Genomic DNA, 24,185 nt, shown 5'->3' with positions numbered 1-24,185 from the left:
ATGACCACCCCTGCTGCCCCTGCATCCCCCGTCCGGGGGACCAGCCCGATCCGGGCCAAGTTCCGGCGCTTTGCCTCCGACCGCATCGCCATGACCGGCGTGGTGATGTTCGCCGTCGTGGCGCTGCTGTGCATCTTCGCGCGCCAGATCTGCGCCTTCGACCCCAACGGGATCGATCTCACGGCGGCGCGCCAGGCGCCCAATGCCGTGCACTGGCTGGGCACCGACCAGACCGGCCGCGACATGCTGGCGCGCACCCTGGCGGCGGGCCAGATCTCGCTGCTGGTGGGCGTGTGCAGCGTGCTGATCGCGCTGGTCATCGGCACGGTGCTGGGCGCGCTGGCGGGGTATTTCGGGGGCTGGATCGACAACCTGGTGATGCGCCTGGTCGATGTCGTCATGACCTTTCCCACCGTCATCGTGCTGCTGACCCTGTCGGCGGTCATCGGCTCGGGCACCGCCAACACCATCTGGATCATCGGCGCACTGTCCTGGCCCCTGGCCTGCCGCCTGGTGCGGGCCCGCGTGCTGAGCATCCGCGAGGCGGACTTCGTGGCCGCCGCGCGGGTCATGGGAGCGGGTGACCTGTACATCATTGCGCGCCACTGCATTCCCAACACCACCGACGTGCTGGTGGTGTTTGCCAGCCTCGGTTTCGTCGCGGCCATCATGGCCGAGGCGGGGCTGTCGTTCCTCGGGCTGGGGGTGCAGTTGCCCGACGCCAGCTGGGGCAGCCTGCTGTCGATTGCCCGCGAGGCCTCGGTGCTCAAGCAATACCCCTGGATATGGCTCCCCGCGGGCCTGTTCATCGTCTTTACCGCGCTGGCTGCCAACTTCATTGGTGACGGCCTGCGCCATGCCTTCGATCCCAAATCCAACAAGGAGTCCGTTGAATGAGTTCCCTGAAATTGCACGGCGTCGTGCCCCCCGTCGTCACGCCGTTGACCCCTGATTTTCACGTCGACAAGCCGGCGCTGCGCCGTGTGGTCCGGCATCTGCTGGACGGCGGCGTGCATGGCCTGTTCGTGCTCGGATCGACCAGCGAATGCGTGTTCCTCAACGAGTTCCAGCGGTCCGAGGTGCTGGCCACCATCGCGCAGGAGAACAACGGCCAGGTGCCGATGGTCGCCGGCACCATGGACCCCGCCACCGACCGGGTGGTGGAGCACGCCCGCCAGGCCCGTGCGGCCGGCGTGGACGGCCTGGTGGTGACGGCGCCTTTCTACACCCGCACCAGCCAGGCAGAGACCATCGACCACTTCCGCATGGTGCGCGACGCGGTGGACCTGCCCATCCTGGCCTACGACCTGCCGGTGTGCGTGCACACCAAGCTGGAGCGGCCCACGCTGCGCACCCTCTACGAGGACGGCGTGATCTGCGCGCTCAAGGACAGCAGCGGCGACGACGGCAACATGCGCATGGTGATGCGCGACTTCGCGGGCCGGGACGACTTCTCCATCCTCACCGGATCGGAAATCGTCTGCGACTACGCGATGCTTGGCGGCGCGCACGGCATCGTGCCGGGCCTGGGCAACGTGGATCCGGCCGGTTATGTGCGCCTGTACGACGCCGCGCGGCGCGGCGACTGGACGGCGGCCCGCGCCGAGCAGGAGCGCCTCATCGCGCTGTTCCAGATCGTGTTCCAGGGCGTCCCCCAGACCAGCCCCAACGCGTCCGGCGTCGGCGGCTTCAAGACCGCGATGCAGCTGATGGGTCTGATTCCGCACCGCCACATGAGCCGCCCCAACAAGCCCCTGTCCGACGAGCAGGCCGACCGCGTGAAGGCCATCCTCATCCAGGGCGGATTGCTCTGACCGGCACCGGCAACGCGCAGGGGAACATGGTGATGCCAGACGCTACTTTGGTGCTCGACGTTCGGGATCTGAGCACCCGCTTCGCAACGCCGCACGGGGAGATCAAGGCCGTCAACGGCATCAGCTTCCAGGTGCGGCGTGGCGAAACCCTGGCCCTGGTCGGTGAGTCGGGCAGCGGCAAATCGGTGACCTCGCTGTCGCTGATGCAGCTGCTGGGCGGGCGGGCGCAGATCAGCGGAGAGTGCTGGCTGCATGCGGGAGGCGGCCAGCCGGCGTGCAACCTGCTGACGCTCAGCCCGCGCCAGATGCGGGATGCGCGCGGACGGCAGCTGGCCATGGTCTTTCAGGAGCCCATGACCTCGCTGAACCCGTTGCAGCGCATTGGCGACCAGGTGGCCGAGGCCATGGAGATCCATGGCCTGGCGCGGGGGCGCGAGGCGCAGCAGCGGGCCGTCGAACTGCTCGCGCTGGTCGGCCTCTCCGACCCCGCGCTGCGGGCGCGCCAGTACCCGCACCTGCTGTCCGGCGGCATGCGCCAGCGCGTGATGATCGCCATGGCGCTGGCCTGCAAGCCGGCGCTGCTGATTGCCGACGAGCCCACCACGGCGCTGGATGTGACCATCCAGGCGCAGATCCTGCGGCTGATCCGGCGGCTGCAGGCGGAGGTCGGCATGGGCGTGCTCTTCATCACCCACGACATGGGCGTGGTGGCGCAGGTGGCCGACCGCGTGGCGGTCATGTATGGCGGCCAGCTGGTGGAACAGGCCAGCACGGCGCAGCTGTTCCGCAACCCGCGCCACCCGTACACCCGCGGCCTGCTCGACGCCGTGCCGCGGCCCGGTGCCAGCGGGCCGCTGAAGGGCATCCCCGGGCAGGTCGAGGTGGTCTACGGCGAGCCCGTGGGCTGCCGCTTTGCCAACCGCTGCTCCCGTGCCGACGAGCGTTGCCGCAGCGTCTCTCCGGCCTGGGACGCCGCGTCCAGCCACCCCGTGCGCTGCCATTACCCCCTTCTGCCATGAGCGCCTCCCTCCCTCCTCCTTCCGATGCCCTGCTGCAGTTCGACCAGGTCTGCATGCAGTTCGACACCCGGCGTGGCTTCTTCCAGCCGGCGCGCAGCCTGCATGCGCTCACCGACATCTCGTTTTCCCTGCGGCCCGGTGAAATCCTCGGGGTCGTGGGTGAGTCGGGCAGCGGCAAGTCCACCCTGGGCAAGCTGGCGCTGCGCCTGCTCGATCCCAGCCGCGGCACCGTGTCGTATGCCGGACGCGACCTGGCGGGCTACCGCGGCCGCGCGCTCAAGCGGCTGCGCTGCGACCTGCAGATGGTGTTCCAGGACCCCCATTCGGCACTCAACGGGCGCATGTCGATCGAGCAATGCCTGCTGGAGCCGCTGCAGCTGCACCGGCGGGGCACGCGGGCCGAGCAGCTGCAGGAGATCCGCCGGCTGCTGGATGTGGTGAACCTGCCGCATGCCGTGCTGACGCGCTACCCGCACGAGCTGTCGGGCGGGCAGAAGCAGCGGATCGTGATCGCCCGGGCCCTGGCGCTCAAGCCCCGGGTGCTGGTGGCCGACGAGGCCGTGGCCGCGCTCGACGCCTCGGTGAAGGCCCAGATCACGAACCTGCTGCTCGAACTGCGCGAGCAGCTCGGCCTGGCCATCGTGTTCATCACCCACGACCTGCCGCTGGTGCACACGCTGTGCGACCGGGTGCTGGTGCTCTACCTGGGCCGCATGATGGAGCTGGCCCCCCGGCAGGCGCTGCGCGACGGAGGCCAGCACCCCTACACCCAGGCCCTGTGGCGCAGCTCGCCCGTGGCCGACCCGGAGCAGCACATGCTGGACGCGGAGGCGGTCGGCGGCGAGATTCCCAGCCCGCTCAACCCCCCGGCAGGCTGCGTGTTCCACACCCGCTGCCCGCACGCACAGCCGCGCTGCGGACAGACGCCGCCCCCGGCCATGGAGCTGGGCACGGCCGCCGCGGCGCATTCCGTGCGGTGCTGGCTGCACGAGGGCGCGCCTGCCGCGCCCGCCGCCGGCTGCGCCCCCATGCCTGGCCGCCCTGCCGGATTCATTCCCACCCTCTGAGCGTTGCACGCCGCACGCACCCCGTATCCCGAGTTTTCCATGTCCCCTTCCCCCGCCATGCCCCTTTCGCCCCTTCCGCAGTGGCTGGCCGTGCAGCAGCACGGGCTGGTCGTTTCCTGCCAATCCCTGCCTGGCAGCGCCATGGACCGCACCGACATCGTGGTCGCCATGGCGCAGGCCGCGGTCGATGGCGGTGCCGTTGCGCTGCGCATCGAAGGCGTTGCCAACGTGCGGGCCGTGGCCGCCGCCGTGCGGGTGCCGGTCATCGGCATCGTCAAGCGCGACCTGCAGGACTCGCCCGTGCGCATCACGCCGTTCGTGCAGGACGTGCAGGACCTGGCCGCGGCAGGCGCGCGCATCATTGCTTTCGATGCGACCCACCGCGTGCGCCCGGCCAGCGTCCAGGCTCTGCGGGACGCCGTGCATGCCGCCGGGTGCGTGGCGATGGCCGACTGCGCGACCGATGCCGACGGGCTGGCGGCCTGGGCCCTGGGCTGCGAGCTGATCGGCACCACCTTGTCCGGCTACACCGAGGAGACCGCCCACCTGTCGGGCGAGGATCCCGATTTCGGGCTGGTCGAACGGCTCGCGCGCGTGGGCTGCCGCGTGGTCGCCGAGGGCCGGCTGCGCACGCCGGCCCAGGCCGCACAGGCGTTGCGCAGCGGCGCCTTCGGGGTCACGGTGGGCTCGGCCATCACGCGCATCGAGCACATCACCGAATGGTTTGCCCACGCCCTGCAGCGTGCGCACGCGGATGCGGGGGTCCAGGCATGACACTGGCGATCGACATCGGCGGCACCAAGATCGCTGCCGCCACCGTGATCGATGGCGTCTGCCACGATCGCCGGCAACTGCCCATGCCCGCGAGCGAGCCGGAGTTCCTGGCCACCCTGGCGGCGCTGGCCCAAGGCCGCCCGGCGCCCGCGCTGGCCGCCGTCGCCGTGACCGGCTACACCGACGGGGAGCGTGTGCGCGGCGTCAACCGCAACACCATTGCGTTCTGGAACGACTACCCGCTGGTGCCGCGGCTGCGCGCGCTGCTGCGTTGCCCGGTGCTGGCCCTCAACGATGCCCAGGCCGCGGCCTGGGGCGAATACGGCTTGCGCCAGGCGGAGTGCAGCAACCTGCTGTACCTCACCTTGTCCACGGGCGTGGGGGGCGGGCTGGTCCTGGATGGCGAACTGCGGCGGGGCGCGCAGGGGCTGGCCGGACACCTGGGGCACATGGCGGTCGATGTGGCGCCCACCGATGGGCCCATGGTCTGCGGCTGCGGGCGCCGGGGCTGTCTTGAAACCGTGGCCTCGGGCACGGCGCTGGCCCGGCAGGCCACCGGGCGGTTCGGGCGGGTGCTGGGCAGTGCGGAATTGTTCGATCGGGTGGCGCAGGGCGTGCCCGAGGCGCAGGACATCCTGTGGCGTGCGGCGCGGGCGGTGGCCAGCGCCGTGGCCAGTGCCCATGCTCAGCTGGACCTGCAGCAGGTGGTGCTGGGCGGCAGCGTGGGGCTGGCGGCGGGCATGCGCGCGCTGGTGGAGGCGGCGCTGGCCGAGTTGCCACCGCTGTACCGCCTGCCGGTCGATGTGGCGCGCCTGGGGGCCGACGCCGGCCTGGTCGGCGTCGCGGCCTGGGCCGTGCGCCAGCCGTTGCAGGGGCAGGCATGACATCCCGCACGATCGACGGCTGCATCCTCACGCCGCAGGGCTTCGTGGCGGGCCAGGTGGTGCTCGACGGGGGGCTCATCGCGGCCGTCCGGGGGACGCCCATGGCCACCGAGGCGGTGCTGCAGGGCGGCGCGCCGGTGGTTCTGCCCGGGTTCATCGACCTGCATGTCCACGGCGGCAGCGGGTTTGACATCATGCAGGGCGGCGATGCGGTGCAGCAGGTGGCGCGCTGCCACGCCCAGCATGGCAGCACCACGCTGCTGGCCACCACGATGACCGCACCCATGCCCGAGATCGAGGCCGCTTTGCGGGCGCTGGCGCCGGCCTGCCGCGAGCGCCCCCGGCAGGGCGCGCGCGTGCTGGGCGTGCACCTGGAGGGCCCCTACATCAACCACCGCCGCCTGGGGGCGCAGCCGGCCTTCGCCCGGCCGCTGGCGCTGGCCGAAATGCAGGCGCTGAACGCACTCGCGCCGATCCGGCTCGTCACCCTGGCGCCCGAGATCGAGGGGCACCTGGAACTGGTGGCCCCCCTGCGGGCCGCGGGGTTCGTGGTGCAGATCGGCCACACCAATGGCTCTTACGAGGACGGCCTGGCCGCCCTGGCGCAAGGGGCCACGGGCTTCACCCACCTGTTCAACGCGATGACCCCGCTGCACCACCGCGAGCCGGGCATGGTGGGGGCGGCCCTGGCGCATGCGCGCTATGCCGAGATCATTCCCGATCTGCAGCATGTGCACCCGGGAGCGATCCGGGCGGCGCTGCGCGCCATTCCCTGCCTGTTCTGCGTCACCGACTCGACGGCCGCCACGGGCATGCCGGACGGCGAATACAGCCTGGGCCAGCAGCGCGTGCACAAATGCCTGGGCGGGGTGCGGCTGGCCGATGGCACGCTGGCCGGCAGCGTGCTCACCATGGACCAGGCGCTGCGCAACCTGGTGTTCGAGATCGGCCTGCCCCTGGATGACGCGGCGCGGCGCGTCTCGACCTATCCGGCCGACCACCTCGGCGCCGCCGGGCTGGGCCGCATTGCGCCCGGCCTGAGCGCCGACCTGGTGGTGATGGACCGTGGACTGCAACTGCAACGTGTACTCGTACAAGGAGAAGAAATTGAACTCGTCCAACATGCGCGCTGAGGCGCTGCAGGCGCCGCAGGTGGTTGCCCGCCTGCTCGATCAGGACCGGGAGGTGTATGCCGCCCTGGGCGCCGATCTGCGTGCCCACCCGCCCGAGGGCATGCTGACCGTCGCGCGGGGCAGCTCCGACCACGCCGCGCATTTCATGGCCTATCTGGTGATGGCCCGGCTGGGGCGGCTGGTGACCTCGTTGCCCATGTCCCTGGTCACGCTGTACCAGGCGCAGCTGCACACCCGGGGCCTGGTGTCGGTGGCGTTCTCCCAGTCCGGGCAGAGCCCCGATCTCATCGCCCCCACGCGTTTTCTGCGCGAGAACGGCGCGCGGACCCTGGCCGTGGTGAACGACGTTGAATCCCCCCTGGCCCGGGCGGCGCATTGGGTGCTGCCCCTGCACGCCGGCCCGGAAACCAGCGTGGCCGCGACCAAGAGCTACATCGCGCAATTGGTGAGCGGCGCGCGGCTGGTGGCCTCCTGGCAGGGCGACCCGGCCTTGCATGCGGCGCTGGAGGCGCTGCCCCAGGTGCTGCAGCGGGCCGCCCAGCAGGACTGGCAGGCGGCGGTGCCGGCGCTGCTCCAGGCCGACCGGCTGTTCGTCATCGGACGCGGCACCGGGCTGGCCATCGCCATGGAGGCGGCGCTCAAGTTCAAGGAAACCTGCGCCCTGCAGGCAGAGGCGTTCTCGGGCGCCGAGGTCAAGCATGGGCCGATGGCCCTGGTCGAGGCCGGCTACCCGCTGCTGGTGTTCGCCCCCCGGGGGCCCGCGCAGGCGGGCTTGCTGGCCCTGGCCGACGAGATGCGGGGGCGGGGCGGGCATGTGCTGCTGGCCGCTCCCGAGGGAACGCCGGGCGCGCAGCTGCCGCTGGTGGCCACGGGCCATGAGGATCTGGATGCAATCGCTGCGATCCAGAGTTTTTATCCGATGGTCGAGGCCCTGGCCCGCGCGCGCGGCTACAACCCCGACCTGCCGCGCCACCTGTCGAAAGTGACGCTCACCCAGTGAGACCCTGATCCACCATGCCGCTGCATCCCTGGGCCCAGGCCCACCTGGCCCAGCCACACATGGCGGCCAGAATTCCGGTCGAGACCCTCTCACCGCACGCTGCCCGCCAGCAGTCCCGGGCGATGTGCCGGCTGGCGCCGCCCGGCGAGGCGGTGGCCCGCACCGCTGATTTCTGCATTCCCGGACCCCACGGGGGCATGATCCCGGTGCGCATGTACACGCCAGCGGGGATGGGGCCGGGGCCGATGCCCGTGTGCCTTTACTTTCACGGGGGTGGCTGGGTGCTGGGCGACCTGGATGCGCAGGATGCGGCCTGCCGCAGCATGGCCAATGGGGCCGCCTGCGTGGTGGTGTCGGTGAATTACCGCCACGCGCCCGAGCACCCGTTTCCTGCCGCCCCCGAGGACTGTTATGCGGCCGCCTGCTGGGTGGCCCGCCAGGGCGCCGAGCTGGGCACGGATACGCAGCGGCTGGCCGTGGCGGGCATGAGCGCCGGCGCCAACCTGGCGATTGCCGTGACCCTGATGGCGAAGGAGCGCGGCGGGCCCTCCATCGCCTGCCAGGCCCTGATGGTGCCGGTCACGGATCACCGCTTCGACACCCGCTCCTACGCCGAATGCGCCGAAGGCTACGACCTGACGCTGCGCGACATGCAGTGGTACTGGGGCCATTATCTGGCGCACCCGGCCGACGGTGCGCACCCCTGGGCGTCCCCACTGCGGGCGGCCGACCTGTCGGGCCTGCCGGGCGCGTTCGTGATGACGAGCGAATACGACCCGCTGCGCGATGAGGGCGAGGCCTATGCGCAGCGGCTGCGGGACGCCGGTGTCCCGGTGCTGTCCCGCTGCAATGCCGGCATGATGCATGGCTTTCTGGGGCCGCAGGCCGTGCCCGAGGTCGCGGACTTCCTGCGCTCGCGCCTGCATCGCTGAGATCCGCTCCCGGCCCGCGGTCCTGGCCGGGGGCCTGCATCGGCGGCCCCGTCCCGGGGGCGATTCCCTCGGGACGGGGCCTTCGAACCGGTGGACGATCTCAGCGCACCAGGTCCACGGCCTTGCCGTTCCAGCGCAATTCGATCACTTCCTTGGTAGCGGCTCCGCCCTGGAGCTCGCCGCCGATGATGAGCAGGCTGTCGTCCAGCTGCACATAGGCGCTGTAGCCCAGGGGCTGCGGCAGTTTGCCGGCGGTGGTCCATTGGCCGCCCACCTGGGCGTAGATCTGGTCGTGCCAGGTTTTCTTCAGGCCCTTGTGTGCCCACAGCTGCCCGGCATTGAACTGCGCCCAGGAGCCCGGAAAATTGGCGCCACCGGCCACCAGCAGCGCCTGGTTGCTGTAGCCCGCATAGGCCCCGGCGACGCCGTCCTGCACGGCAGCGCCCGCGGGGGGCACCAGCGTCTGTGTGGACCAGTGCAGCGTTTCGCCGTTCACCGAGACGGTCTTGATCCCGGGGGAGCGCAGGCCCGGCTTGATCTCGCCATTGACCAGCGTGACCTGCGAACCCCGGACGGCCACGGCGGTGCCAATCGTCGGCAGGCCGGGGTCCACGCCCAGATTGCGCCACTGGTGGGTGGTGGTGTCATAGCTCAGCACCTGGGCGGTGAACAGGTAGTCTTGCGGCCGCTGGTCAAAGTAGGCGGCGGCCACGGCGTCCTGGCGGGCCTTGTCGTCACCGGCGGCGACGAAGTAGTCCTGGAAGTAGCCCTCGAAGACGGCTTTGTTGACCCCGCCAAAGAACAGGATGCTGCGCTGGTCCAGCGTCACGGCGCCGGTGGCCAGCAGTCCCATGGGCGCGCGCGTGGGCAGGCGGCTCCAGGCGTTTGCGGCGGGATCGTAGCGCCAGGCGGTGTCGAACGTCACCAGCGCCTTGTCAGAAGGGTTCAGCTTGCCCGAGCCCGAGAACACGTAGATCTGGCCGTTCACGGCGACGGCGCGCGCATCGTCGCGCTGCACATCGGGGAACTCGGCCAGCGCCCGCCATGGCGCGCCGGGCCGGCTCACGTCGAGCGCATACCAGCCTTTGCCGGCGGTGCCCAGGCCGGCATAGACGGTGTTGCCGATGCGGGCCGCGGTGGTGGCCTTGGCCGCCACGGGGAAGTCGGCCCAGCGCTCGCCGGCCTGAGCCGCCGAGAACAGCAGCAGCGCAGCCGCCGTGAGTACCTGGATCAATGTCTTTGCTTGCATGTGAACCTCATAAAAAAACGCCACAAGCCTGGAGAGGGCTTGTGGCTGGAAGACATCAGGGATGTCGGTGCAATGAAAAAGGATCGCCTTGAGCGTTGGGTCGCTCGGTGTCAGAAGTGGTGGGTCAGCCCCATGTCGAAGCCGTTCTTCTCCTTGTAGGCCTTCTGGTCGCGTGCGTAGTTCACGAACACCTCGGTGCGCTTGGACAGGGGGTAAAAATAGCCCAGGCCAAACTTGCGCGAGTTGTTGGGGTAGGCATCCACCATCTGGCCATCGCGGTTGACCTTGAGCACGTCGTACCCGCCCGATGCGTTGCGGGCCTTGGTGCTCAGGACGCTGTACGAGGTGCGCAGCTCGCCGATGCCCACGGGCATCGTGGCGCCGATCAGCATGTTGGTGCCCTTGAGGTCTTTCTCGCCGGAGGCGTTGGTGTGCGAGCCCGAGCCCAACCCCACCAACAGCTTGACGGCGCTGAAATCGTAGGTGCCCGAGAACATCAGCGCCGTGGTGCCGTAGCCGGTGCGCTCATAGCCCAGGCCCACATAGACCGGGCCCTTGTTGTAGCCCGCACCAATGCTCAGGGGGCGGGTTCCGTCGGCCACGATGTTGGGCATGTTGGGGACCGGGTTCGGGCCGCCGCCGCGTGTGACCACCTTTTTCGGATCGCTTTCGGCCACCTGCAGGCCGGCAAAGAAGCCATCGCTGTTCCAGTTCACGCTGGCCGCGTTCTGGTTGCGGGCCGAGCTGAAGAGACCGGCGCCGAACAGGCCGGTCGTGTTCACCGCCACATAGCTGTAGGTGCCCCAGGGGTCGGCCTGCAGCCCCACCGTCCAGGCGGGCGTCAGCTTGCGGCCGAAGTCAATGAGCAGCTCCTTGTTGCGCCAGCCCACGATGGAGCGGCTGCCCCAGAAGCCGGCCCGGCCGGACTGCCCGTCCCCGTTCAGGGTGGTGCCGTTCTGCAGAAAGATGTCGCTGTAGAGCTGGAAGAAGGCGTAGTTTCCGCCACCCAGATCTTCCTCGCCCTTCAATCCCAGCAGGCTGCCCTTGCCTTGGTACATGCCGGTCTGGCTGTTGCCGATGAGCTTGCCGACGCTGGCGTCCGCCCGCCCAAACAGCGTGACGTTCGACTGCGCCTGCGCGCTACCGGCAACGGCCAGCAATGCTGCGCCGGCAATGAGGGTCTTATTGATCAGAGTCATCTGCGAGGTTCTCCAGGGTTGGTTGTGAAAAGACGTCAGTGGTCAGAGGACTGACGTCAGTGTGCAAATCAACGGCCTGATGAACAAGCGGGTTTGCCCTGATAGGGTTGCGCCCGATGTCCGGGAGAGAAGGTGCGTTGATGCCTCCCGGGCGGACCCGTGGCGGTGCGGCCGGGTCTGGGGCGGCGCCGGCTGGACTGGAGGTTCGGTGCAGATTTCCCGGCCCCAGCGCGCAGGGGGCCGCGCGCTGTGCACCCGCAGGGAGCACCGCTCGAGATTACTACAATATCAATAGCGTTCCGCGCTTTCTGGGCATGCGCTTGGGCTCTAATCTTCCTGATGATGTACAGGCATCAGAGATCCTCCCAACCGTTCGGGCTGAGCCTGTCGAAGCCAGGGCGGGGGGCGTGTATATCTTCGTGGCCATTGTCTGGCTGTGGGCGGTGGACGGTGTTCGCCCCACGCCATGGGACATTGCCGGCGCGGCACTGGCGCTTGCGGGCATGGGGGTCATCATGTTTGCCCCCCGAAGCGCCTGAACTGAACATCGCCGCCCTTCGGTGGGCACTGCGCCAGGGCGGCCATACCCGCGACAATCACCGGCTCCCAGCCCATCAGCCCCACTTTCTGGAAAACCTCATGACCTGTTCTTCCCCTTCGACCCGCACCCTCATCAAAGCGGTGATCGCAAGCGCCGCGGTGGGCCTGGGTGGCCTGGCCCAGGCCCAGGCCGTCTTCAAGATCACCGCCATCCCCGACGAATCACCCACCGAACTGGCGCGCAAGGCCGCGCCGCTGGTGAAGTACCTGGCGCAGAAGCTGGGCACCAAGGTCGAGTTCACGCCGGTGTCCGACTACGCCGCCGCCGTGGAGGCGCTGGCCAACCAGCAGGTGGACATGGCCTGGTATGGCGGCTTTACCTTTGTGCAGGCCAGCATCCGATCGGGCGGCAAGGTGGTGCCGCTGGTGCAGCGCGAGGAGGATGAGAAGTTCCGCTCGGTGTTCATCAGCGGTGACCCGGCCATCAAGACCCTGGCGGACCTCAAGGGCAAGACCGTGAGCTTTGGCTCGCAGTCCAGCACCTCGGGCCACCTGATGCCGCGCAGCGTTCTGTTGCAGGCCCAGATCGACCCCGACAAGGACTTCCGGCGCGTGGCCTACTCGGGCGCGCACGACGCCACCATCGCCGCCGTGGCCTCGGGCAAGGTGGATGCGGGTGCGCTCAACATCTCGGTGTGGGAAAAGTTCGTGGCCGACAAGAAGGTGGACACAACCAAGGTGAAGGTGATCTTCACCACCCCCGCCTACTTTGACTACAACTGGACCGTGCACAGCGACATGCCGGTGGCACAGCGCGAAAAGCTCTCCAAGGCCTTCCTGGACCTGAACCGCAACACCCCCGAGGGCAAGGAAATCCTGGACCTGCAGCGCGCCACGCGCTTCATTCCGACCCAGGCCGGCAACTACCAGGGCATCGAAACCGCAGCGCGCAGCGCGGGCCTGATCAAGTGAGCGTGCATGCACTCCTTTTTTGATAGCTGCTCGCGCCTTACCTCCAGGCGCTGCGGCATGATTGGTTCATGAAACTGCGGCTGACGAACGCGACCGTGCGCCATCCGGCCGCACGCACCAGCGCACCGGCGGCCCTGCGCGGCCTCGGCCTCGCGGTGGCGCAGGGCGAGCAGGTGGCCGTGATCGGGCCCTCGGGCGCGGGCAAGACCACGCTGCTGCACCTGCTGGCCTGCGCGCAGCGGCCCGCCGCTGGCAGCCTGCAGCTGGACGACACCGACCCCTGGGCGCTGCCCCGCGGCGCCCTGGAGCGCTTGCGTGGCCGCCTGTTTCTGGCGCCGCAGGTGCCGCCGCTGCCGCCCCGCCAGCGTGTCGTCACCGCCGTGCTGGCCGGGCGCCTGCCGCACGAGAGCCTGTGGGCCAGCGTGCGCAGCCTGGTGCTCCCCACCGATACCGCGCTGGCCGAGCACGCGCTGGCCCGCTTCGACGTGGCCGACAAGCTGTTCGACCGGGTGGACCGGCTCTCGGGCGGCGAGCGCCAGCGCGTGGGCCTGGCGCGGGCACTGGCCTCGCAGGCCAGCCTGTTGCTGGTGGACGAGCCGCTGTCCGCCCTCGACCCGGCGCGTGCGCAGCAGGCCCTGGCCTCGCTCACGCAGGCCGCTCGCGAGCGCGGGGCCACGCTCATTGCCACGCTGCACCAGGTGGACATGGCCCTGCGCCATTTCCCGCGCGTGATCGGGCTGCGGGGCGGAGCACTGGCCTTCGACCTGCCCTCGGCACAGGTGACGCCGGCGCTGTTGCACCAGCTGTATGCGCAGCACCTCGAAGAGCTGGCGCCAACGGCGCCGCCCGCCCCCGATGCGCCCGTGGCGGCAGCCCCCGTGCCCATGCAATGCCGCTGATGCCGCCCCACCTGCCCACCCGCCCCGGCCCTGCCGACGCACACCGCCTGCCACCAGCACGGCGCGATCCGGCCTGGCGCAGCCGCGTGGCCGGGGCCGTGGTGGCGCTCATCGTGCTGTGGCCCATGCTGGTGCTCACCGAGTTCAAGCCCTGGCTGCTGCTGGCGCCCCATGCGCTGAAACCCACGCTGCGCTTTGCGGCCGATTTCATCCCGCCCCGCTGGGACGCGGATTTTCTGACCCTGGTCGCGCGCGAAACCTGGCGCACCGTGGCCATTGCCACCGCCGGCCTCGCCCTGGCCCTGGTGGCGGCGGTACCGCTGGCACTGCTGTCGGTGCGGGTGCTGTCGGTTTCGGCGCTCACCGGGCCCATGGCGCCGCTGCCGGCGCTGGTGCGGCTGCTGGTGCGCTGGCTGCTGGTGGTGCTGCGCAGCGTGCCCGAGCTGATCTGGGCGCTGGTGTTCGTGCGCGTGGTGGGCCTGGGCCCCACGGCCGGGGTGCTGGCCATTGCCCTCACCTTTGCCGGCATGCTGGGCAAGGTGTATGCCGAAATCCTGGACAGCGCCGAGCCCCATGCCGCCGCCAGCCTGCTGCGCAATGGCAGCGGCCGGCTGCAGGCCTTTCTGTATGCGCTGCTGCCGCAGAACGCCGCCGAGCTGACCAGCTACACGGTGTACCGCTGGGAATGCGCGATCCGCTCCTCGGCCGTGCTGGGCTTCGTCGGCGCAGGCGGGCTGGGCCAGCAGATGGACGCCTCGATGAAGATGTTCGCGGGCGCCGAGGTGGCCACCATGCTGCTGGTGTTCATGGCCCTGGTCTGGCTGGCGGACCGCACCAGCGCCTGGTTGCGGCAAAGGCTGGCATGAACGCGCCATCTTCTGCCACGCCCCGGCCCCGCACCAACCGCTGCCTGGCCTGCTGGTGCGTGGCTGCGGGCGCGTTGGCCCTGGTGGGCCTGAGCTTCTGGTCGCTCGATCTGCAGTGGGCGCAGTTTGTGTCCGCCCCGGCGCTGGCCCGGATGGGCCGGTTTCTGGCCGAGCTGCTGCGGCCCGAAACCAGCCCGCAGTTCCTGCACAAGCTGCTGGGGGCCACGCTGGAGACCCTGGCCATGTCGGCGCTGGGCACCTTGCTGGCAGTGCTGTTGGGCCTGGCGCTGGCCCTGCCCGCCAGCAAGGCCTTTGACGGCGACCCGGCACGCTGGCGCGGCGCCACGCGGCTGGTGCTCAACGGCCTGCGCAGCATTCCCGAACTGGTGTGGGCCACGCTGCTGCTGATCGCCGCCGGGCTGGGGCCGTTTGCCGGCACGCTGGCGCTGGCGCTGCACACCTCGGGTGTGCTGGGCCGCCTGTTTGCCGAGGCCATCGAAAACGCCCCGTCCGGCCCCGGCTTCGCCCTGCGCGTGCGCGGCGTGGCCGGCAGCCGCGTGTTTCTGTATGCCACCCTGCCCCAGATGCTGCCGCAGCTGCTGAGCTACACGCTGTACCGTTGGGAGAACAACATCCGCGCCGCCGCCGTGCTGGGCGTGGTGGGCGCCGGCGGGCTGGGGCAGATGCTGGCCTTCCACATGGGGCTGTTCCAGATGGGCGAGACCAGCAGCGTGCTGGTGGCCATGCTGCTGCTGGTGGCGCTGGTGGATGCGCTGAGCTTTGCCAGCCGGCGCTGGCTGGCGGCCTGAGCCCGGTGCGGTGGGGTGCCAGACACACCAGGCACTATGAATTCAATATGCAGGGAAAGCGCCTGGGACGGATGGATCCCTGATGGGTGGATCAGGCCACCGCAGCAGCCAGCCGCCGCGAACGCGCCGCCACGCCCACGCCCACCAGGGCGGCGGACACCACGCTCAGGGCCAGCGTGATGGCCGAGCCATAGAAGATGCCCGAGATCATGCCCCGGTCCAGCAGGGCGCCAAACACCGGGGCGGCCAGGCAAAAGCCCAGGTCCAGCCCCGAATACACCGTGCCATACACGCGGCCCGTGGCGCCCGGCGGGGCGGCGCGCTTGATGAGCATGTCGCGCGACGGGCTCGCCAGCCCGGTGCCCACGCCGGCCAGCGCGGCCACCACCACCGCCGCCATGCCGGGCAGCCAGCCCGTGCCCACCAGCACCAGCAAGGCGGCCGAGGCCAGCAGGCAGACCGAGATCACCTTCTCCAGCCGCGCCACGCGGCCCACCAGAAAGCCGCCCACCACCATGCCTGTCGCGCCGCACAGCATGTAGCCGGTGACCACCAGGGCCGTCACGCTGAGCGGCAGGCCGTACATGCTTTGCAGCGCGGGGCTGGCAAAGCTCTGGATGGCGCTCAGGGCGCAGGTGCTCCAGAAAAAGAACGAGAAGCACAGCCACACCGAGGGCAGCTTGAGAAAGGCCATGGGGTGCTCGTCCGCCACGGCACCGGCACCGCCCTTGGTTTCGTGCGCCCAGGCGCCCTGGCGGTCGTCGAGCGCATCGCGGTTCCAGACCATGACGGCCAGCACCAGCAGGGCCAGCAGTGCGCCGCACAGGCAGGCCGCGCGCCACGAGCCCGTGGCCGTGGCGATGCCCGCCATGAACACCGGCGCCGTGGCCCAGCCCAGGTTGCCGCTGATGCCGTGCACCGAAAAGCCATGGCCCAGGCGCTGCGGCGACACGCGCTTGTTGAGGATGGTGAAGTCCACCGGGTGGAACGGCGCATTGCCCAGACCCGCCAGCGCCGCCGCCAGCAACAGGCCCGTGTAGCCCTGCGCCGTGCCCGCCACCAGGCCGGCGGCGGCAAAGCTGCTCAGCGCAAAGAACAGCACCGGCCGTGCGCCCACGCGGTCCACCAGGAAGCCCGACAGCGCCTGGCCCACGCCCGACACCACGAAGAACACCGACACCAGCAGGCCCAGCTCGGAATAGCTGAAGCCAAACTCGCCGATCAGCCACGGAAACAGCGGCGGCAGCAGCATGTGAAAGAAGTGCGAGCTGCCATGCGCCAGGCCGATGAGGGCGATGGTGCGGGCGTCCTGCCGCAGGGGAGGGGCGCTCGGTGCGCCAGGGGAAATGGGGGTCATGGCCCTGATCTTAGGCAAGACCCGCGCGGCAGGTTTACGATAGCGTGCCAATTTCTATCGCCAACATGCCAAAAGCAGCCACGCCCGCCGACACCACCCCGCCACCGCGCCCGCAGCGGGCGCTGTCGTATGTGAAATTGCTCACGCCGCACCTGTTCGTGCCCACGGCCGAGCGCCCGGTGCGCGCCAAGGTGCGCCTGCTGGCGGCCGACACGCAGGTGATGCCGCACAGCCACCCCTGGGCGCAGGTGGCCATCTCGACCACGGGCGTGATCCGGCTCACGGTGGACCGGGGTACCTACATCGCGCCGCCCTCGCGCGCACTGTGGATTCCGCCTGGCATGGAACATGCCGTGACCATGGTGGAGGATGCCGACCTGCGCACGCTGTATTTCTACCAGCCGCGCGGACGCTGCGGCCCCGGCGTGCCGCGCCACGAGGAGGCCGCCTGGCGCCAGTGCCGCGTGCTGGAGGTGTCCGACCTGCTGCGCGCGCTGGTGCGCGAGCTGCCGTCCGCACCCGACGACGGCCCTGCCCTCACCCCCGACGAACGCACCCGCGAGCGCCACCTGAACGCCCTGGTACTGGGCGAGCTGCGCCGCGCCGCCGCCGTGAAACTGGGCGTGGACCTGCCCCACGACAAGCGCCTGCGCCACCTGTGCGAGGCGGTGCTGGCCGACCCCACGCGCCACGAAACCCTGAGCGCCTGGGCCCAGGACACTGGCGCCAGCCCGCGCACGGTGGCGCGCCTGTTCCGCACCGAACTCGCCAGCACCTTCACGCAGTGGCGCCAGCAGGTGATACTGGCCAAGGCCGTCTCGCTGGCCGCCGGCCGCATGCCCATGGGCCAGATCGCCGCCGAGCTGGGCTACAGCCCGAGCGCCTTCAGCGCCATGGTGCGCAAATCGGTGGGCCAGCCGCCGGGGCGGTTTCTGGGGGCGGCGCGGTGAGCGGCGCCCCGGATACCGTGAACCTCCTGCTTTCAACCAGCGCTCCTGCCCCCATGACCACCAACATCCACACCTACGAACCCCGCCTGGGCCACGGCCTGCCGCACGACCCGTTCAACGCCATCGTGGGGCCGCGCCCCATCGGCTGGATCTCCACGCAAAATGCCGCAGGTGCGCGCAACCTGGCCCCCTACAGCTTCTTCAACGCCTTCAACTACGTGCCGCCCATCGTGGGCTTTGCCAGCATTGGCGCCAAGGACACGCTGCGCAACATCGAGGCCACGGGCGAATTCGTGTGGAACCTGGCCACACGCGAACTGGCCGAGGCCATGAACCAGAGCTGCGCCGCCGTGCCGCCCGAGGTGAATGAGTTCGAACTGGCCGGGCTCACGCCCTTGCCCTCCGAGAAAGTGCGTCCGCCCCGCGTGGCCGAAAGCCCCGTCACCTTTGAATGCCGCAGCACGCAGATCCTGCAGCTGCAGGGCATCGACGGCGCCAAGGTGCCCACCTGGCTGGTGCTGGGCGAGGTGGTGGCCGTGCACATCGCGAAGACGCTGCTGAAAGACGGTGTGTACGACACGGCGGGCGCCGGCCATATCCTGCGCGCCGGCGGCCCCGCCGACTATTTCACGGTGGGGCCGGAGCAGCTGTTCAAGATACGCCGGCCGCGCTGAGCGGCTGCCATGCGGATTGACCTTCCGGCGGTTAACCCGGAGGAGCACCGAAAGCAGTGCCGCAGCACGGCGAGGCGCCCCAACGCAGTCCTACGTTGGACGGCGAAACCGTATCAGGCCCCTGCCGGCGCCCAGGCCGCCAGTGCGGAAGCGGCCAAGGCCAGCGCAATGCCCTGACCGATCGGAGCAAGGGAATGCAACGGGCGGCGTCAGGCGTTGCCGCGCAGCCGCTCGATGAGCCCGTTCAGGGCCTCCAGCGAGCCGAACTGGATGGACAGCTCACCCATGTCTTCCATGCGGCCGTTGCGTTTCACGCGCTTTTTCACGCGCACCTCGACCTCGGCCATGAGCAGGTCGGAGAGTTCTTCTTCCACCCGCTTGAGGTCGCGCGACTTTTCCTTCTGGGGGCGGGTGGCGACGAGGTTGAACTCGGCGCCGATCTTCTTGACCAGGGCCTCCGCCTCGCGCACCGAGAGCTTTTTGGCCGCGATCTGGTTGCCCGCCGTGATCTGCGCGGCACGGTCCAGCGCCAGCAGCGCGCGGGCGTGGCCCATGTCGATGTCGCCGGCCATCAGCATGGTCTGCACCGGCTCGGCCAGGTTCAACAGGCGCAGCAGGTTGCTGGCGGCGCTGCGCGAGCGGCCCACGGCCTGCGCGGCCTGCTCGTGCGTGAGGCCGAACTCGCGCACCAGGCGCTGCAGGCCCTGGGCTTCTTCCAGCGGGTTGAGGTCTTCGCGCTGGATGTTCTCGATGAGCGCCATGGCGGCGGCCGCCTCGTCGGGCACATCGCGCACCAGCACCGGCACTTCGTTGAGCCCTGCCAGGCGCGACGCCCGGAAACGCCGCTCGCCCGCGATGATTTCGTACAACGCCCCCTCTTGGCTGAGGGCGCCCATCGCGGGCGACGGCCCCTGCGATGCCCGTTCCTGGCGGCGCAGCCGGGCTTGTTCGTCGCTCAGGCGACGCACGAGAATCGGCTGCATGATGCCCTGGGCCTTGATGCTCTCGGCCAGCTCGTACAGCGCGCCCTCGTCCATGCGCGTGCGCGGCTGGTACACGCCGGGCACCAGCTCCGAGAGCGGCAGGCGGCTGGGCAGCCCGGCCTCGGTGGCCTGGGCCTGCTCCACTTTCTCTTCGACCTTGGGGCCCAGCAGGGCTTCGAGTCCGCGGCCGAGGCCCTTGGGTTTCTTGGTGACCATGTTCGTCAATCTTTCAAAAGGGTGTGCAGCAGTGCGTGGCCCTCGGGCCAGTCTGCAAGGCCTGATTCGGCGTTGAGGTGGCCGCGTTCGCCACCGTCGATGAAGCGTGCGCCCCAGGCCTGGGCCAGGCCTTCGGCGCGCTCCAGGCTGCAATACGGGTCGTCGCGGCTGCCCACCAGCACGGCCGGGAAGGGCAGCGGTTGGCGCGCAATGGGCGCCCAGCCGTGGATCTGCGCCGCCAGATCGGGGCGCTCCACATCACCCGGGGCCACCAGCAGCGCACCGCACACCTTGGCCGCGTGGCGGGTGTGCGCCGCCCACCAGGCGGTGAGGATGCAGCCCAGGCTGTGCGCCACCAGCAGCACGGGGCCGTCGGCATCGGCCACGGTTTCTTCAAGCCGCGCCGACCAGTCGCCACGCAGCGGGCGCATCCAGTCGTGCTGCTCCACGCGCTGGTAACCGTGCCGCGCCTCCCACAGGCTTTGCCAGTGGCCGGGGCCGGAGTTCTGCCAGCCGGGCAGCAACAAGACGTTGGAAGGCTTCATTACTATCAATTCAATAGCTGCCATCGCTTGTTTATCAAGCGCCAGAGCCTGTTTTAACTTTGAAATTCGCTGCGGCAGACATGCGCTGCACGCGTTCGACCATCTCCTGCGCAAACTCCACAAAGGCCTGGCTGCCCTTGGCGGACGGGTCGAACACCACACCGGGCAGCCCGTAGCTGGGCGCCTCGGCCAGGCGCACGTTGCGCGGGATCACGCTGTTGAACACCTTGTCGCCAAAGTGGCCCTTGAGCTGGTCGCTCACCTGCTGCTGCAAGGTGATGCGCGGGTCGAACATCACGCGCAGCAGGCCGATGATCTGCAGGTCGGCATTCAGGTTGGCGTGCACCTGCTTGATGGTGTTGACCAGGTCGGTGAGCCCTTCGAGCGCAAAGTATTCGCACTGCATGGGCACGATCACGCCATGGGCGCTGCACAGGCCGTTGAGGGTGAGCATGGACAGGGATGGCGGGCAGTCGATGAGCACGAAGTCGAAGTCGGCATCCGCCTCGGCCAGCGCGGCCTTGAGGCGCTTTTCGCGGTGCTCCAGCGTCACCAGTTCCACCTCGGCACCGGCCAGCTCGCGGTTGGCGCCCAGCACCCAGTAGCCGCACTTGTCCGACAGCACGGCCGCTTCCTTGACCGAGGCGGATTCGAGCAGCACGTCGTACACCGTGAGGTCGAGGCTGCGCTTGTCCACGCCCGAACCCATGGTGGCGTTGCCCTGCGGGTCCAGATCCACCATCAGCACACGCTGGCCGATCTTGGCCAGGCCGGCGGCGAGGTTGACGGTGGTGGTGGTCTTGCCAACGCCACCCTTCTGGTTGGCAACGCAGAAAATTTTGGCCATGTGGATGCAGCAGTCCGTGTGGATTTATTTGGAGATGGCCAGCTTGATGCCAAAGCCGATCAGAAAGACGCCGGCGACCTTTTCCAGCATACGGGCGATGGAAGGGTTGGCGCGCATGCGCTCGGCCAGGTGGTGCGTGAGCAGCACGGCGACCAAGCCGTAGATGAAAGTCAGCACCGCCACCGTCGCCGCCATCACGCCAAAGGTCAGCATGCCCTGGTGCCGGGCCGGGTCCACAAACAGCGGAAAGAACGCCATGTAGAACACGATGGCCTTGGGGTTGAGCAAGGTAATCAACCCGGCCTGCTTGAAGTAGTGGCGTGGCTCGATGTTCAGAATGGGCTGGGCGCCCGGCTTGGCCGTGAGCATCTTGAAACCCAGCCAGGCCAGGTAGGCCGCGCCCAACCATTGCACCGCGTTGAAGGCCGCGGGGTAGGTGGCCAGCAAGGCCGCCACCCCGGCCACTGCGGCCCACATCAGTACCTGGTCGCCCGCGATCACCCCCAGGGTGGCCGCCAAGCCACCGCGCACACCCCCCTTGCTGGTGGAGGTGATGAGCGCCAGATTGCCGGGGCCCGGAATGGCCAGGAACAACACAATGGCGGCAACAAAGGCGCCGTAGTCTGCAATGCCAAACATGTGGTGATTTCTCCCGGTGTGCTGGATGGGTGCGCAGAACAGATGCACCCGAGGTGAGGAGCCGAGTTTACGCGACCGCCCTGCCCCAGCCGCCGAAAGTCGGCGCCCGGCGGTCAGACTGGCTTCATCCAGATGATGCAGCGCTCGGCGTCCAGGCCCGGAACGACGAGCTGTTCCACGTGAAACACCTGCACATCGGCGGGCAAGGTGGCCATTTCGTCCTCGGGGTGCTTGCCCTTCATGGCCAGCCAGACGCCATGGGGTGCTGCCAGTGCGCTGCGCGACCAGTTCACAAAATCAGGCAACGAGGCAAAGGCACGACAGCTGATGATGTCGAACGGCATGGCCAGCGTCTCGACCCGCGCGTGCACGCCATGCAGGTTGCGCAGTTTCAGCGCCACTGCCGCCTGCTGGATGAACGCGGCCTTCTTGCCCACCGTGTCCACACAGCTCACATCCACCTCGGGGCAGCAGATGGCGAACACCACGCCGGGCAGGCCACCGCCCGAACCCACATCGAGCAGGCGCACAGCGCCCCTGCCCTCGCCCACCAGCGCAGCCACATGGCGGCGCAATGGCGCCACGGCGGCCAGGCTGTCCAGCAGGTGGTGCGTCATCATCTCCTGCGGGTCGCGCACGGCCGTCAGGTTGTAAACCTTGTTCCACTTCTGCAGCAGCGCCAGAAAGTCCATCAACTGGCCAATCTGGCCCTCGTTCAAGTCCAGGGCCAGGGCCTCGGCACCCGCCTGCAGTTGCTGATGCAGCCTGTCGTTACCCGTCACTACGGTCATGCCACTTCCCCTTCCGCCTTGGCGGTCACGGTGAAGTCCTTGAACCCGCCCTTCTTCAAATGCACCATCAGCAGCGAAATCGACGCCGGGGTGATGCCCGTGATGCGCGAGGCATGGCCCAGGGTTTCAGGCCGATGGCGGTTGAGCACCTGGCGGGCCTCGATGCTCAGGGCCGTGACCTGCATGTAGTCCAGGTCGGCAGGCAGCCGCAGCTTCTCGAAATGCGCTGCGCGCTCCACCTCGCCCTTCTGGCGATCGATGTAGCCCGCGTACTTGGCGGCAATCTCCACCTGCTCCAGCACCGGGTCGCTCAGGTCGCCCAGGGTTTCACGTGAAACATCATCCGATGCGTATTTGCCACCGTCCATCGACATCAGGTTGGCGTAGCCCACATCAGGGCGGCGCAGCAGCTCAAACAGGTTGTATTCGTGCTCGATGCTCTTACCCAGCACACGCTCAGACTCGGTTGCGGGCAGGTTGCGGGGGTTCACCCAGGTGGTCTTGAGGCGCTCTGTTTCACGTGAAACCGCATCGCGCTTGCGGCTGAAGGCGTCCCAGCGTGCATCATCCACCAGGCCCATCTGGCGACCCGCTTCCGTCAGGCGCATGTCGGCGTTGTCCTCGCGCAGTTGCAGGCGGAACTCGGCCCGGCTGGTGAACATGCGATAGGGCTCGGTCACGCCCTTGGTGATGAGGTCGTCCACCAGCACACCCAGGTAGGCCTCGTCGCGGCCGGGCAGCCAGGGCGCCTCGCCCCGGCACTGCAGCGCGGCGTTGATCCCGGCAAACAGGCCCTGCGCCGCCGCCTCTTCATAGCCGGTGGTGCCGTTGATCTGACCAGCGAAGAACAGGCCCTGGATCTGCCGCGTCTCGAAGCTGCTTTTCAGCGCGCGCGGGTCGAAGTAGTCGTATTCAATGGCGTAGCCGGGGCGCAGGATGTGCGCGTTCTCCAGCCCTGGCATGCTGCGCACCAGGTCGTACTGGATGTCGAACGGCAGACTGGTGCTGATGCCGTTGGGGTAGAACTCGTGCGTGGTCAGGCCTTCGGGCTCCAGGAAGATCTGGTGGCTGTCCTTGTCGGCGAAGCGGTTGATCTTGTCTTCCACGCTCGGGCAGTAGCGCGGGCCCACGCCCTCGATCTTGCCGGTGAACATGGGGCTGCGGTCAAAGCCGCTGCGGATGATCTCGTGCGTGCGCTCGTTGGTGTGGGTGATCCAGCAGGGCACCTGGCGCGGGTGCATTTGGGCACCACCGTACGCATGCGCCATGAAGCTGAACACGGGCACGGTGCCCTCGTTCACACCGCCCGGCATGCCGTCGCCAGGTTGCTCGGTGCATTTCGAAAAATCGATGCTGCGCCCGTCAATGCGCGGCGGCGTGCCGGTCTTGAGGCGCCCCTGCGGCAGTTGCAGCTCCTTGAGCCGCGCCGACAGCGACACAGCGGGCGGGTCCCCTGCCCGGCCGGCGGCGTAGTTGTTCAGGCCCACATGGATCTTGCCGTCCAGGAAGGTGCCTGCGGTGAGCACCACCGTGCGCGAACGGAAACGGATACCTAGCTGCGTCACCGCTCCCACCACCCGGTCGCCCTCCACCATCAGGTCGTCCACCGCCTGCTGGAACAGCCACAGGTTGGGCTGGTTTTCCAGCATGCGGCGGATGGCGGCCTTGTACAGGATGCGGTCGGCCTGCGCGCGCGTGGCACGCACGGCAGGGCCCTTGGAGCTGTTGAGAATGCGGAACTGGATGCCGCCCTCGTCCGTGGCCAGCGCCATGGCGCCACCCAGCGCATCCACCTCTTTCACCAGGTGGCCCTTGCCGATGCCGCCGATGCTGGGGTTGCAGCTCATCTGCCCCAGGGTCTCGATGTTGTGGGTCAGCAGCAGCGTTTTGCTGCCCATCCGCGCAGCAGCCAGCGCTGCCTCGGTGCCGGCATGGCCACCGCCGACAACGATCACATCAAATTCCTGGGGGTACAACATAGCAGCGCTCCGGGGCCCAATGGCCCAATGGTCAAATCGCCTGCATC

Annotated in this window: 24 protein-coding genes and 1 pseudogene; 16 read left to right on the top strand and 9 right to left on the bottom strand. The window is 69.1% G+C overall.

All coding sequences use genetic code 11. The annotated features are described in order from the left end of the window. The 9 genes from BLW02_RS05085 to BLW02_RS05045 are packed head-to-tail and all read left to right on the top strand — an operon-like array spanning window position 1 to window position 8,623. Window positions 1-897, top strand: coding sequence for an ABC transporter permease (locus BLW02_RS05085; protein WP_034711569.1), 897 nt, complete (start codon window positions 1-3; stop codon window positions 895-897). Then, on the top strand, window positions 894-1,814 hold the full coding sequence (locus BLW02_RS05080) for a dihydrodipicolinate synthase family protein (protein ID WP_026434795.1): 921 nt from the start codon (window positions 894-896) through the stop codon (window positions 1,812-1,814). The genes BLW02_RS05085 and BLW02_RS05080 overlap by 4 nt, the downstream gene beginning before the upstream one ends. A gap of 32 nt (window positions 1,815-1,846) precedes the next feature. Then, window positions 1,847-2,833, top strand: a complete 987-nt coding sequence (locus BLW02_RS05075; RefSeq protein ID WP_092697405.1) for an ABC transporter ATP-binding protein — start codon at window positions 1,847-1,849, stop codon at window positions 2,831-2,833. After that, window positions 2,830-3,900, top strand: a complete 1,071-nt coding sequence (locus BLW02_RS05070) for an ABC transporter ATP-binding protein (protein WP_092697303.1) — start codon at window positions 2,830-2,832, stop codon at window positions 3,898-3,900. The genes BLW02_RS05075 and BLW02_RS05070 overlap by 4 nt, the downstream gene beginning before the upstream one ends. Before the next feature lie 39 nt (window positions 3,901-3,939). Next, the gene (locus BLW02_RS05065; protein WP_208859689.1) at window positions 3,940-4,674 is read left to right on the top strand and encodes an N-acetylmannosamine-6-phosphate 2-epimerase; all 735 of its coding nucleotides are present in this window, start codon (window positions 3,940-3,942) and stop codon (window positions 4,672-4,674) included. Further along, complete coding sequence (locus BLW02_RS05060; RefSeq protein ID WP_159433766.1) at window positions 4,671-5,558, top strand: ROK family protein; 888 nt, start codon at window positions 4,671-4,673, stop codon at window positions 5,556-5,558. The genes BLW02_RS05065 and BLW02_RS05060 overlap by 4 nt, the downstream gene beginning before the upstream one ends. Beyond that, a complete protein-coding gene (gene nagA, locus BLW02_RS05055; RefSeq protein ID WP_092697300.1) occupies window positions 5,555-6,691 on the top strand; it encodes an N-acetylglucosamine-6-phosphate deacetylase in 1,137 nt (378 codons plus the stop codon). The genes BLW02_RS05060 and nagA overlap by 4 nt, the downstream gene beginning before the upstream one ends. Beyond that, window positions 6,681-7,691 carry an SIS domain-containing protein gene (locus BLW02_RS05050; RefSeq protein ID WP_026434790.1) on the top strand — a complete coding sequence of 337 codons (1,011 nt, stop codon included), beginning with the start codon at window positions 6,681-6,683 and terminating at the stop codon, window positions 7,689-7,691. Before nagA ends, BLW02_RS05050 begins: the two co-directional genes overlap by 11 nt. 14 nt (window positions 7,692-7,705) lie before the next feature. After that, a complete protein-coding gene (locus BLW02_RS05045) occupies window positions 7,706-8,623 on the top strand; it encodes an alpha/beta hydrolase (protein ID WP_092697299.1) in 918 nt (305 codons plus the stop codon). Window positions 8,624-8,723: 100 nt separating this feature from the next. Here the strand turns inward: BLW02_RS05045 and BLW02_RS05040 are convergent, their stop codons facing one another. Both BLW02_RS05040 and BLW02_RS05035 read right to left on the bottom strand, forming a co-directional pair. Then, window positions 8,724-9,872 (bottom strand): N-acetylneuraminate epimerase, encoded by a 1,149-nt coding sequence (locus BLW02_RS05040; protein ID WP_092697298.1) that lies wholly within the window; start codon window positions 9,870-9,872, stop codon window positions 8,724-8,726. Between the two features lie 110 nt (window positions 9,873-9,982). After that, on the bottom strand, window positions 9,983-11,071 hold the full coding sequence (locus tag BLW02_RS05035) for a porin (RefSeq protein WP_092697297.1): 1,089 nt from the start codon (window positions 11,069-11,071) through the stop codon (window positions 9,983-9,985). Window positions 11,072-11,457: 386 nt separating this feature from the next. Here BLW02_RS05035 and BLW02_RS20395 point away from each other — a divergent pair. The 5 genes and pseudogenes from BLW02_RS20395 to phnE form a co-directional block, all read left to right on the top strand. Continuing rightward, window positions 11,458-11,610 (top strand): annotated as a pseudogene (locus BLW02_RS20395) (YnfA family protein); the annotation flags it as partial. 100 nt (window positions 11,611-11,710) lie between these two features. Beyond that, window positions 11,711-12,583 carry a putative selenate ABC transporter substrate-binding protein gene (locus BLW02_RS05025; RefSeq protein WP_092697404.1) on the top strand — a complete coding sequence of 291 codons (873 nt, stop codon included), beginning with the start codon at window positions 11,711-11,713 and terminating at the stop codon, window positions 12,581-12,583. A gap of 68 nt (window positions 12,584-12,651) precedes the next feature. Continuing rightward, window positions 12,652-13,482 carry a phosphonate ABC transporter ATP-binding protein gene (locus BLW02_RS05020; protein WP_092697295.1) on the top strand — a complete coding sequence of 277 codons (831 nt, stop codon included), beginning with the start codon at window positions 12,652-12,654 and terminating at the stop codon, window positions 13,480-13,482. Continuing rightward, window positions 13,482-14,348 carry a PhnE/PtxC family ABC transporter permease gene (locus BLW02_RS05015; protein ID WP_092697403.1) on the top strand — a complete coding sequence of 289 codons (867 nt, stop codon included), beginning with the start codon at window positions 13,482-13,484 and terminating at the stop codon, window positions 14,346-14,348. The genes BLW02_RS05020 and BLW02_RS05015 overlap by 1 nt, the downstream gene beginning before the upstream one ends. Further along, window positions 14,345-15,157: a phosphonate ABC transporter, permease protein PhnE gene (gene phnE, locus BLW02_RS05010; RefSeq protein WP_092697294.1), complete on the top strand. Its 813-nt coding sequence runs from the start codon at window positions 14,345-14,347 to the stop codon at window positions 15,155-15,157. The genes BLW02_RS05015 and phnE overlap by 4 nt, the downstream gene beginning before the upstream one ends. Before the next feature lie 91 nt (window positions 15,158-15,248). On the opposite strand, the gene BLW02_RS05005 is transcribed toward phnE, so the two are convergent. Next, window positions 15,249-16,514: an MFS transporter gene (locus BLW02_RS05005; RefSeq protein WP_092697293.1), complete on the bottom strand. Its 1,266-nt coding sequence runs from the start codon at window positions 16,512-16,514 to the stop codon at window positions 15,249-15,251. Window positions 16,515-16,579: 65 nt separating this feature from the next. Here BLW02_RS05005 and BLW02_RS05000 point away from each other — a divergent pair, with 65 nt between their 5' ends. Next, the gene (locus BLW02_RS05000; RefSeq protein WP_092697292.1) at window positions 16,580-17,464 is read left to right on the top strand and encodes an AraC family transcriptional regulator; all 885 of its coding nucleotides are present in this window, start codon (window positions 16,580-16,582) and stop codon (window positions 17,462-17,464) included. A gap of 53 nt (window positions 17,465-17,517) precedes the next feature. Continuing rightward, complete coding sequence (locus tag BLW02_RS04995) at window positions 17,518-18,138, top strand: flavin reductase family protein (RefSeq protein ID WP_092697291.1); 621 nt, start codon at window positions 17,518-17,520, stop codon at window positions 18,136-18,138. Window positions 18,139-18,347: 209 nt separating this feature from the next. On the opposite strand, the gene BLW02_RS04990 is transcribed toward BLW02_RS04995, so the two are convergent. The 6 genes from BLW02_RS04990 to mnmG all read right to left on the bottom strand — a co-directional run bounded on the left by BLW02_RS04990 (window position 18,348) and on the right by mnmG (window position 24,138). Beyond that, complete coding sequence (locus BLW02_RS04990) at window positions 18,348-19,337, bottom strand: ParB/RepB/Spo0J family partition protein (RefSeq protein ID WP_092697290.1); 990 nt, start codon at window positions 19,335-19,337, stop codon at window positions 18,348-18,350. A gap of 5 nt (window positions 19,338-19,342) precedes the next feature. Then, complete coding sequence (locus BLW02_RS04985) at window positions 19,343-19,882, bottom strand: RBBP9/YdeN family alpha/beta hydrolase (RefSeq protein ID WP_092697289.1); 540 nt, start codon at window positions 19,880-19,882, stop codon at window positions 19,343-19,345. Window positions 19,883-19,916: 34 nt separating this feature from the next. After that, window positions 19,917-20,729 (bottom strand): ParA family protein, encoded by an 813-nt coding sequence (locus tag BLW02_RS04980; protein WP_092697288.1) that lies wholly within the window; start codon window positions 20,727-20,729, stop codon window positions 19,917-19,919. 24 nt (window positions 20,730-20,753) lie between these two features. Next, window positions 20,754-21,368 (bottom strand): LysE family transporter, encoded by a 615-nt coding sequence (locus BLW02_RS04975; RefSeq protein WP_092697287.1) that lies wholly within the window; start codon window positions 21,366-21,368, stop codon window positions 20,754-20,756. 113 nt (window positions 21,369-21,481) lie between these two features. After that, complete coding sequence (gene rsmG / locus BLW02_RS04970) at window positions 21,482-22,159, bottom strand: 16S rRNA (guanine(527)-N(7))-methyltransferase RsmG (RefSeq protein ID WP_092697286.1); 678 nt, start codon at window positions 22,157-22,159, stop codon at window positions 21,482-21,484. Beyond that, entirely contained in the window at window positions 22,156-24,138 is a 1,983-nt protein-coding gene (mnmG, locus tag BLW02_RS04965; protein WP_092697285.1) for a tRNA uridine-5-carboxymethylaminomethyl(34) synthesis enzyme MnmG, read from the bottom strand. Before mnmG ends, rsmG begins: the two co-directional genes overlap by 4 nt. Window positions 24,139-24,185 lie beyond the last annotated feature (47 nt).

Origin of the sequence: Acidovorax soli (assembly GCF_900107605.1) — a bacterium.
Taxonomy (GTDB): Bacteria; Pseudomonadota; Gammaproteobacteria; order Burkholderiales; family Burkholderiaceae_C; genus Acidovorax; species Acidovorax soli.
The sequence above is the reverse complement of the archived record's forward strand: the minus strand, read 5'-3'. Positions and strand labels throughout refer to the sequence as shown.

Coding starts and splice junctions, on each gene's coding strand:
- BLW02_RS04995 (WP_092697291.1), top strand. CDS start 17,518: ATGACCACCAACATCCACACCTACGAACCCCGCCTGGGCCACGGCCTG.
- BLW02_RS05050 (WP_026434790.1), top strand. CDS start 6,681: ATGCGCGCTGAGGCGCTGCAGGCGCCGCAGGTGGTTGCCCGCCTGCTC.
- phnE (WP_092697294.1), top strand. CDS start 14,345: ATGAACGCGCCATCTTCTGCCACGCCCCGGCCCCGCACCAACCGCTGC.
- nagA (WP_092697300.1), top strand. CDS start 5,555: ATGACATCCCGCACGATCGACGGCTGCATCCTCACGCCGCAGGGCTTC.
- BLW02_RS05070 (WP_092697303.1), top strand. CDS start 2,830: ATGAGCGCCTCCCTCCCTCCTCCTTCCGATGCCCTGCTGCAGTTCGAC.
- BLW02_RS04985 (WP_092697289.1), bottom strand. CDS start 19,882: ATGAAGCCTTCCAACGTCTTGTTGCTGCCCGGCTGGCAGAACTCCGGC.
- BLW02_RS05065 (WP_208859689.1), top strand. CDS start 3,940: ATGTCCCCTTCCCCCGCCATGCCCCTTTCGCCCCTTCCGCAGTGGCTG.
- mnmG (WP_092697285.1), bottom strand. CDS start 24,138: ATGTTGTACCCCCAGGAATTTGATGTGATCGTTGTCGGCGGTGGCCAT.
- BLW02_RS05080 (WP_026434795.1), top strand. CDS start 894: ATGAGTTCCCTGAAATTGCACGGCGTCGTGCCCCCCGTCGTCACGCCG.
- BLW02_RS04975 (WP_092697287.1), bottom strand. CDS start 21,368: ATGTTTGGCATTGCAGACTACGGCGCCTTTGTTGCCGCCATTGTGTTG.
- BLW02_RS05000 (WP_092697292.1), top strand. CDS start 16,580: ATGCCAAAAGCAGCCACGCCCGCCGACACCACCCCGCCACCGCGCCCG.
- BLW02_RS05075 (WP_092697405.1), top strand. CDS start 1,847: ATGCCAGACGCTACTTTGGTGCTCGACGTTCGGGATCTGAGCACCCGC.
- BLW02_RS05020 (WP_092697295.1), top strand. CDS start 12,652: ATGAAACTGCGGCTGACGAACGCGACCGTGCGCCATCCGGCCGCACGC.
- BLW02_RS05045 (WP_092697299.1), top strand. CDS start 7,706: ATGCCGCTGCATCCCTGGGCCCAGGCCCACCTGGCCCAGCCACACATG.
- BLW02_RS05015 (WP_092697403.1), top strand. CDS start 13,482: ATGCCGCCCCACCTGCCCACCCGCCCCGGCCCTGCCGACGCACACCGC.
- BLW02_RS05035 (WP_092697297.1), bottom strand. CDS start 11,071: ATGACTCTGATCAATAAGACCCTCATTGCCGGCGCAGCATTGCTGGCC.
- BLW02_RS05060 (WP_159433766.1), top strand. CDS start 4,671: ATGACACTGGCGATCGACATCGGCGGCACCAAGATCGCTGCCGCCACC.
- BLW02_RS04980 (WP_092697288.1), bottom strand. CDS start 20,729: ATGGCCAAAATTTTCTGCGTTGCCAACCAGAAGGGTGGCGTTGGCAAG.
- BLW02_RS04990 (WP_092697290.1), bottom strand. CDS start 19,337: ATGGTCACCAAGAAACCCAAGGGCCTCGGCCGCGGACTCGAAGCCCTG.
- rsmG (WP_092697286.1), bottom strand. CDS start 22,159: ATGACCGTAGTGACGGGTAACGACAGGCTGCATCAGCAACTGCAGGCG.
- BLW02_RS05005 (WP_092697293.1), bottom strand. CDS start 16,514: ATGACCCCCATTTCCCCTGGCGCACCGAGCGCCCCTCCCCTGCGGCAG.
- BLW02_RS05040 (WP_092697298.1), bottom strand. CDS start 9,872: ATGCAAGCAAAGACATTGATCCAGGTACTCACGGCGGCTGCGCTGCTG.
- BLW02_RS05025 (WP_092697404.1), top strand. CDS start 11,711: ATGACCTGTTCTTCCCCTTCGACCCGCACCCTCATCAAAGCGGTGATC.
- BLW02_RS05085 (WP_034711569.1), top strand. CDS start 1: ATGACCACCCCTGCTGCCCCTGCATCCCCCGTCCGGGGGACCAGCCCG.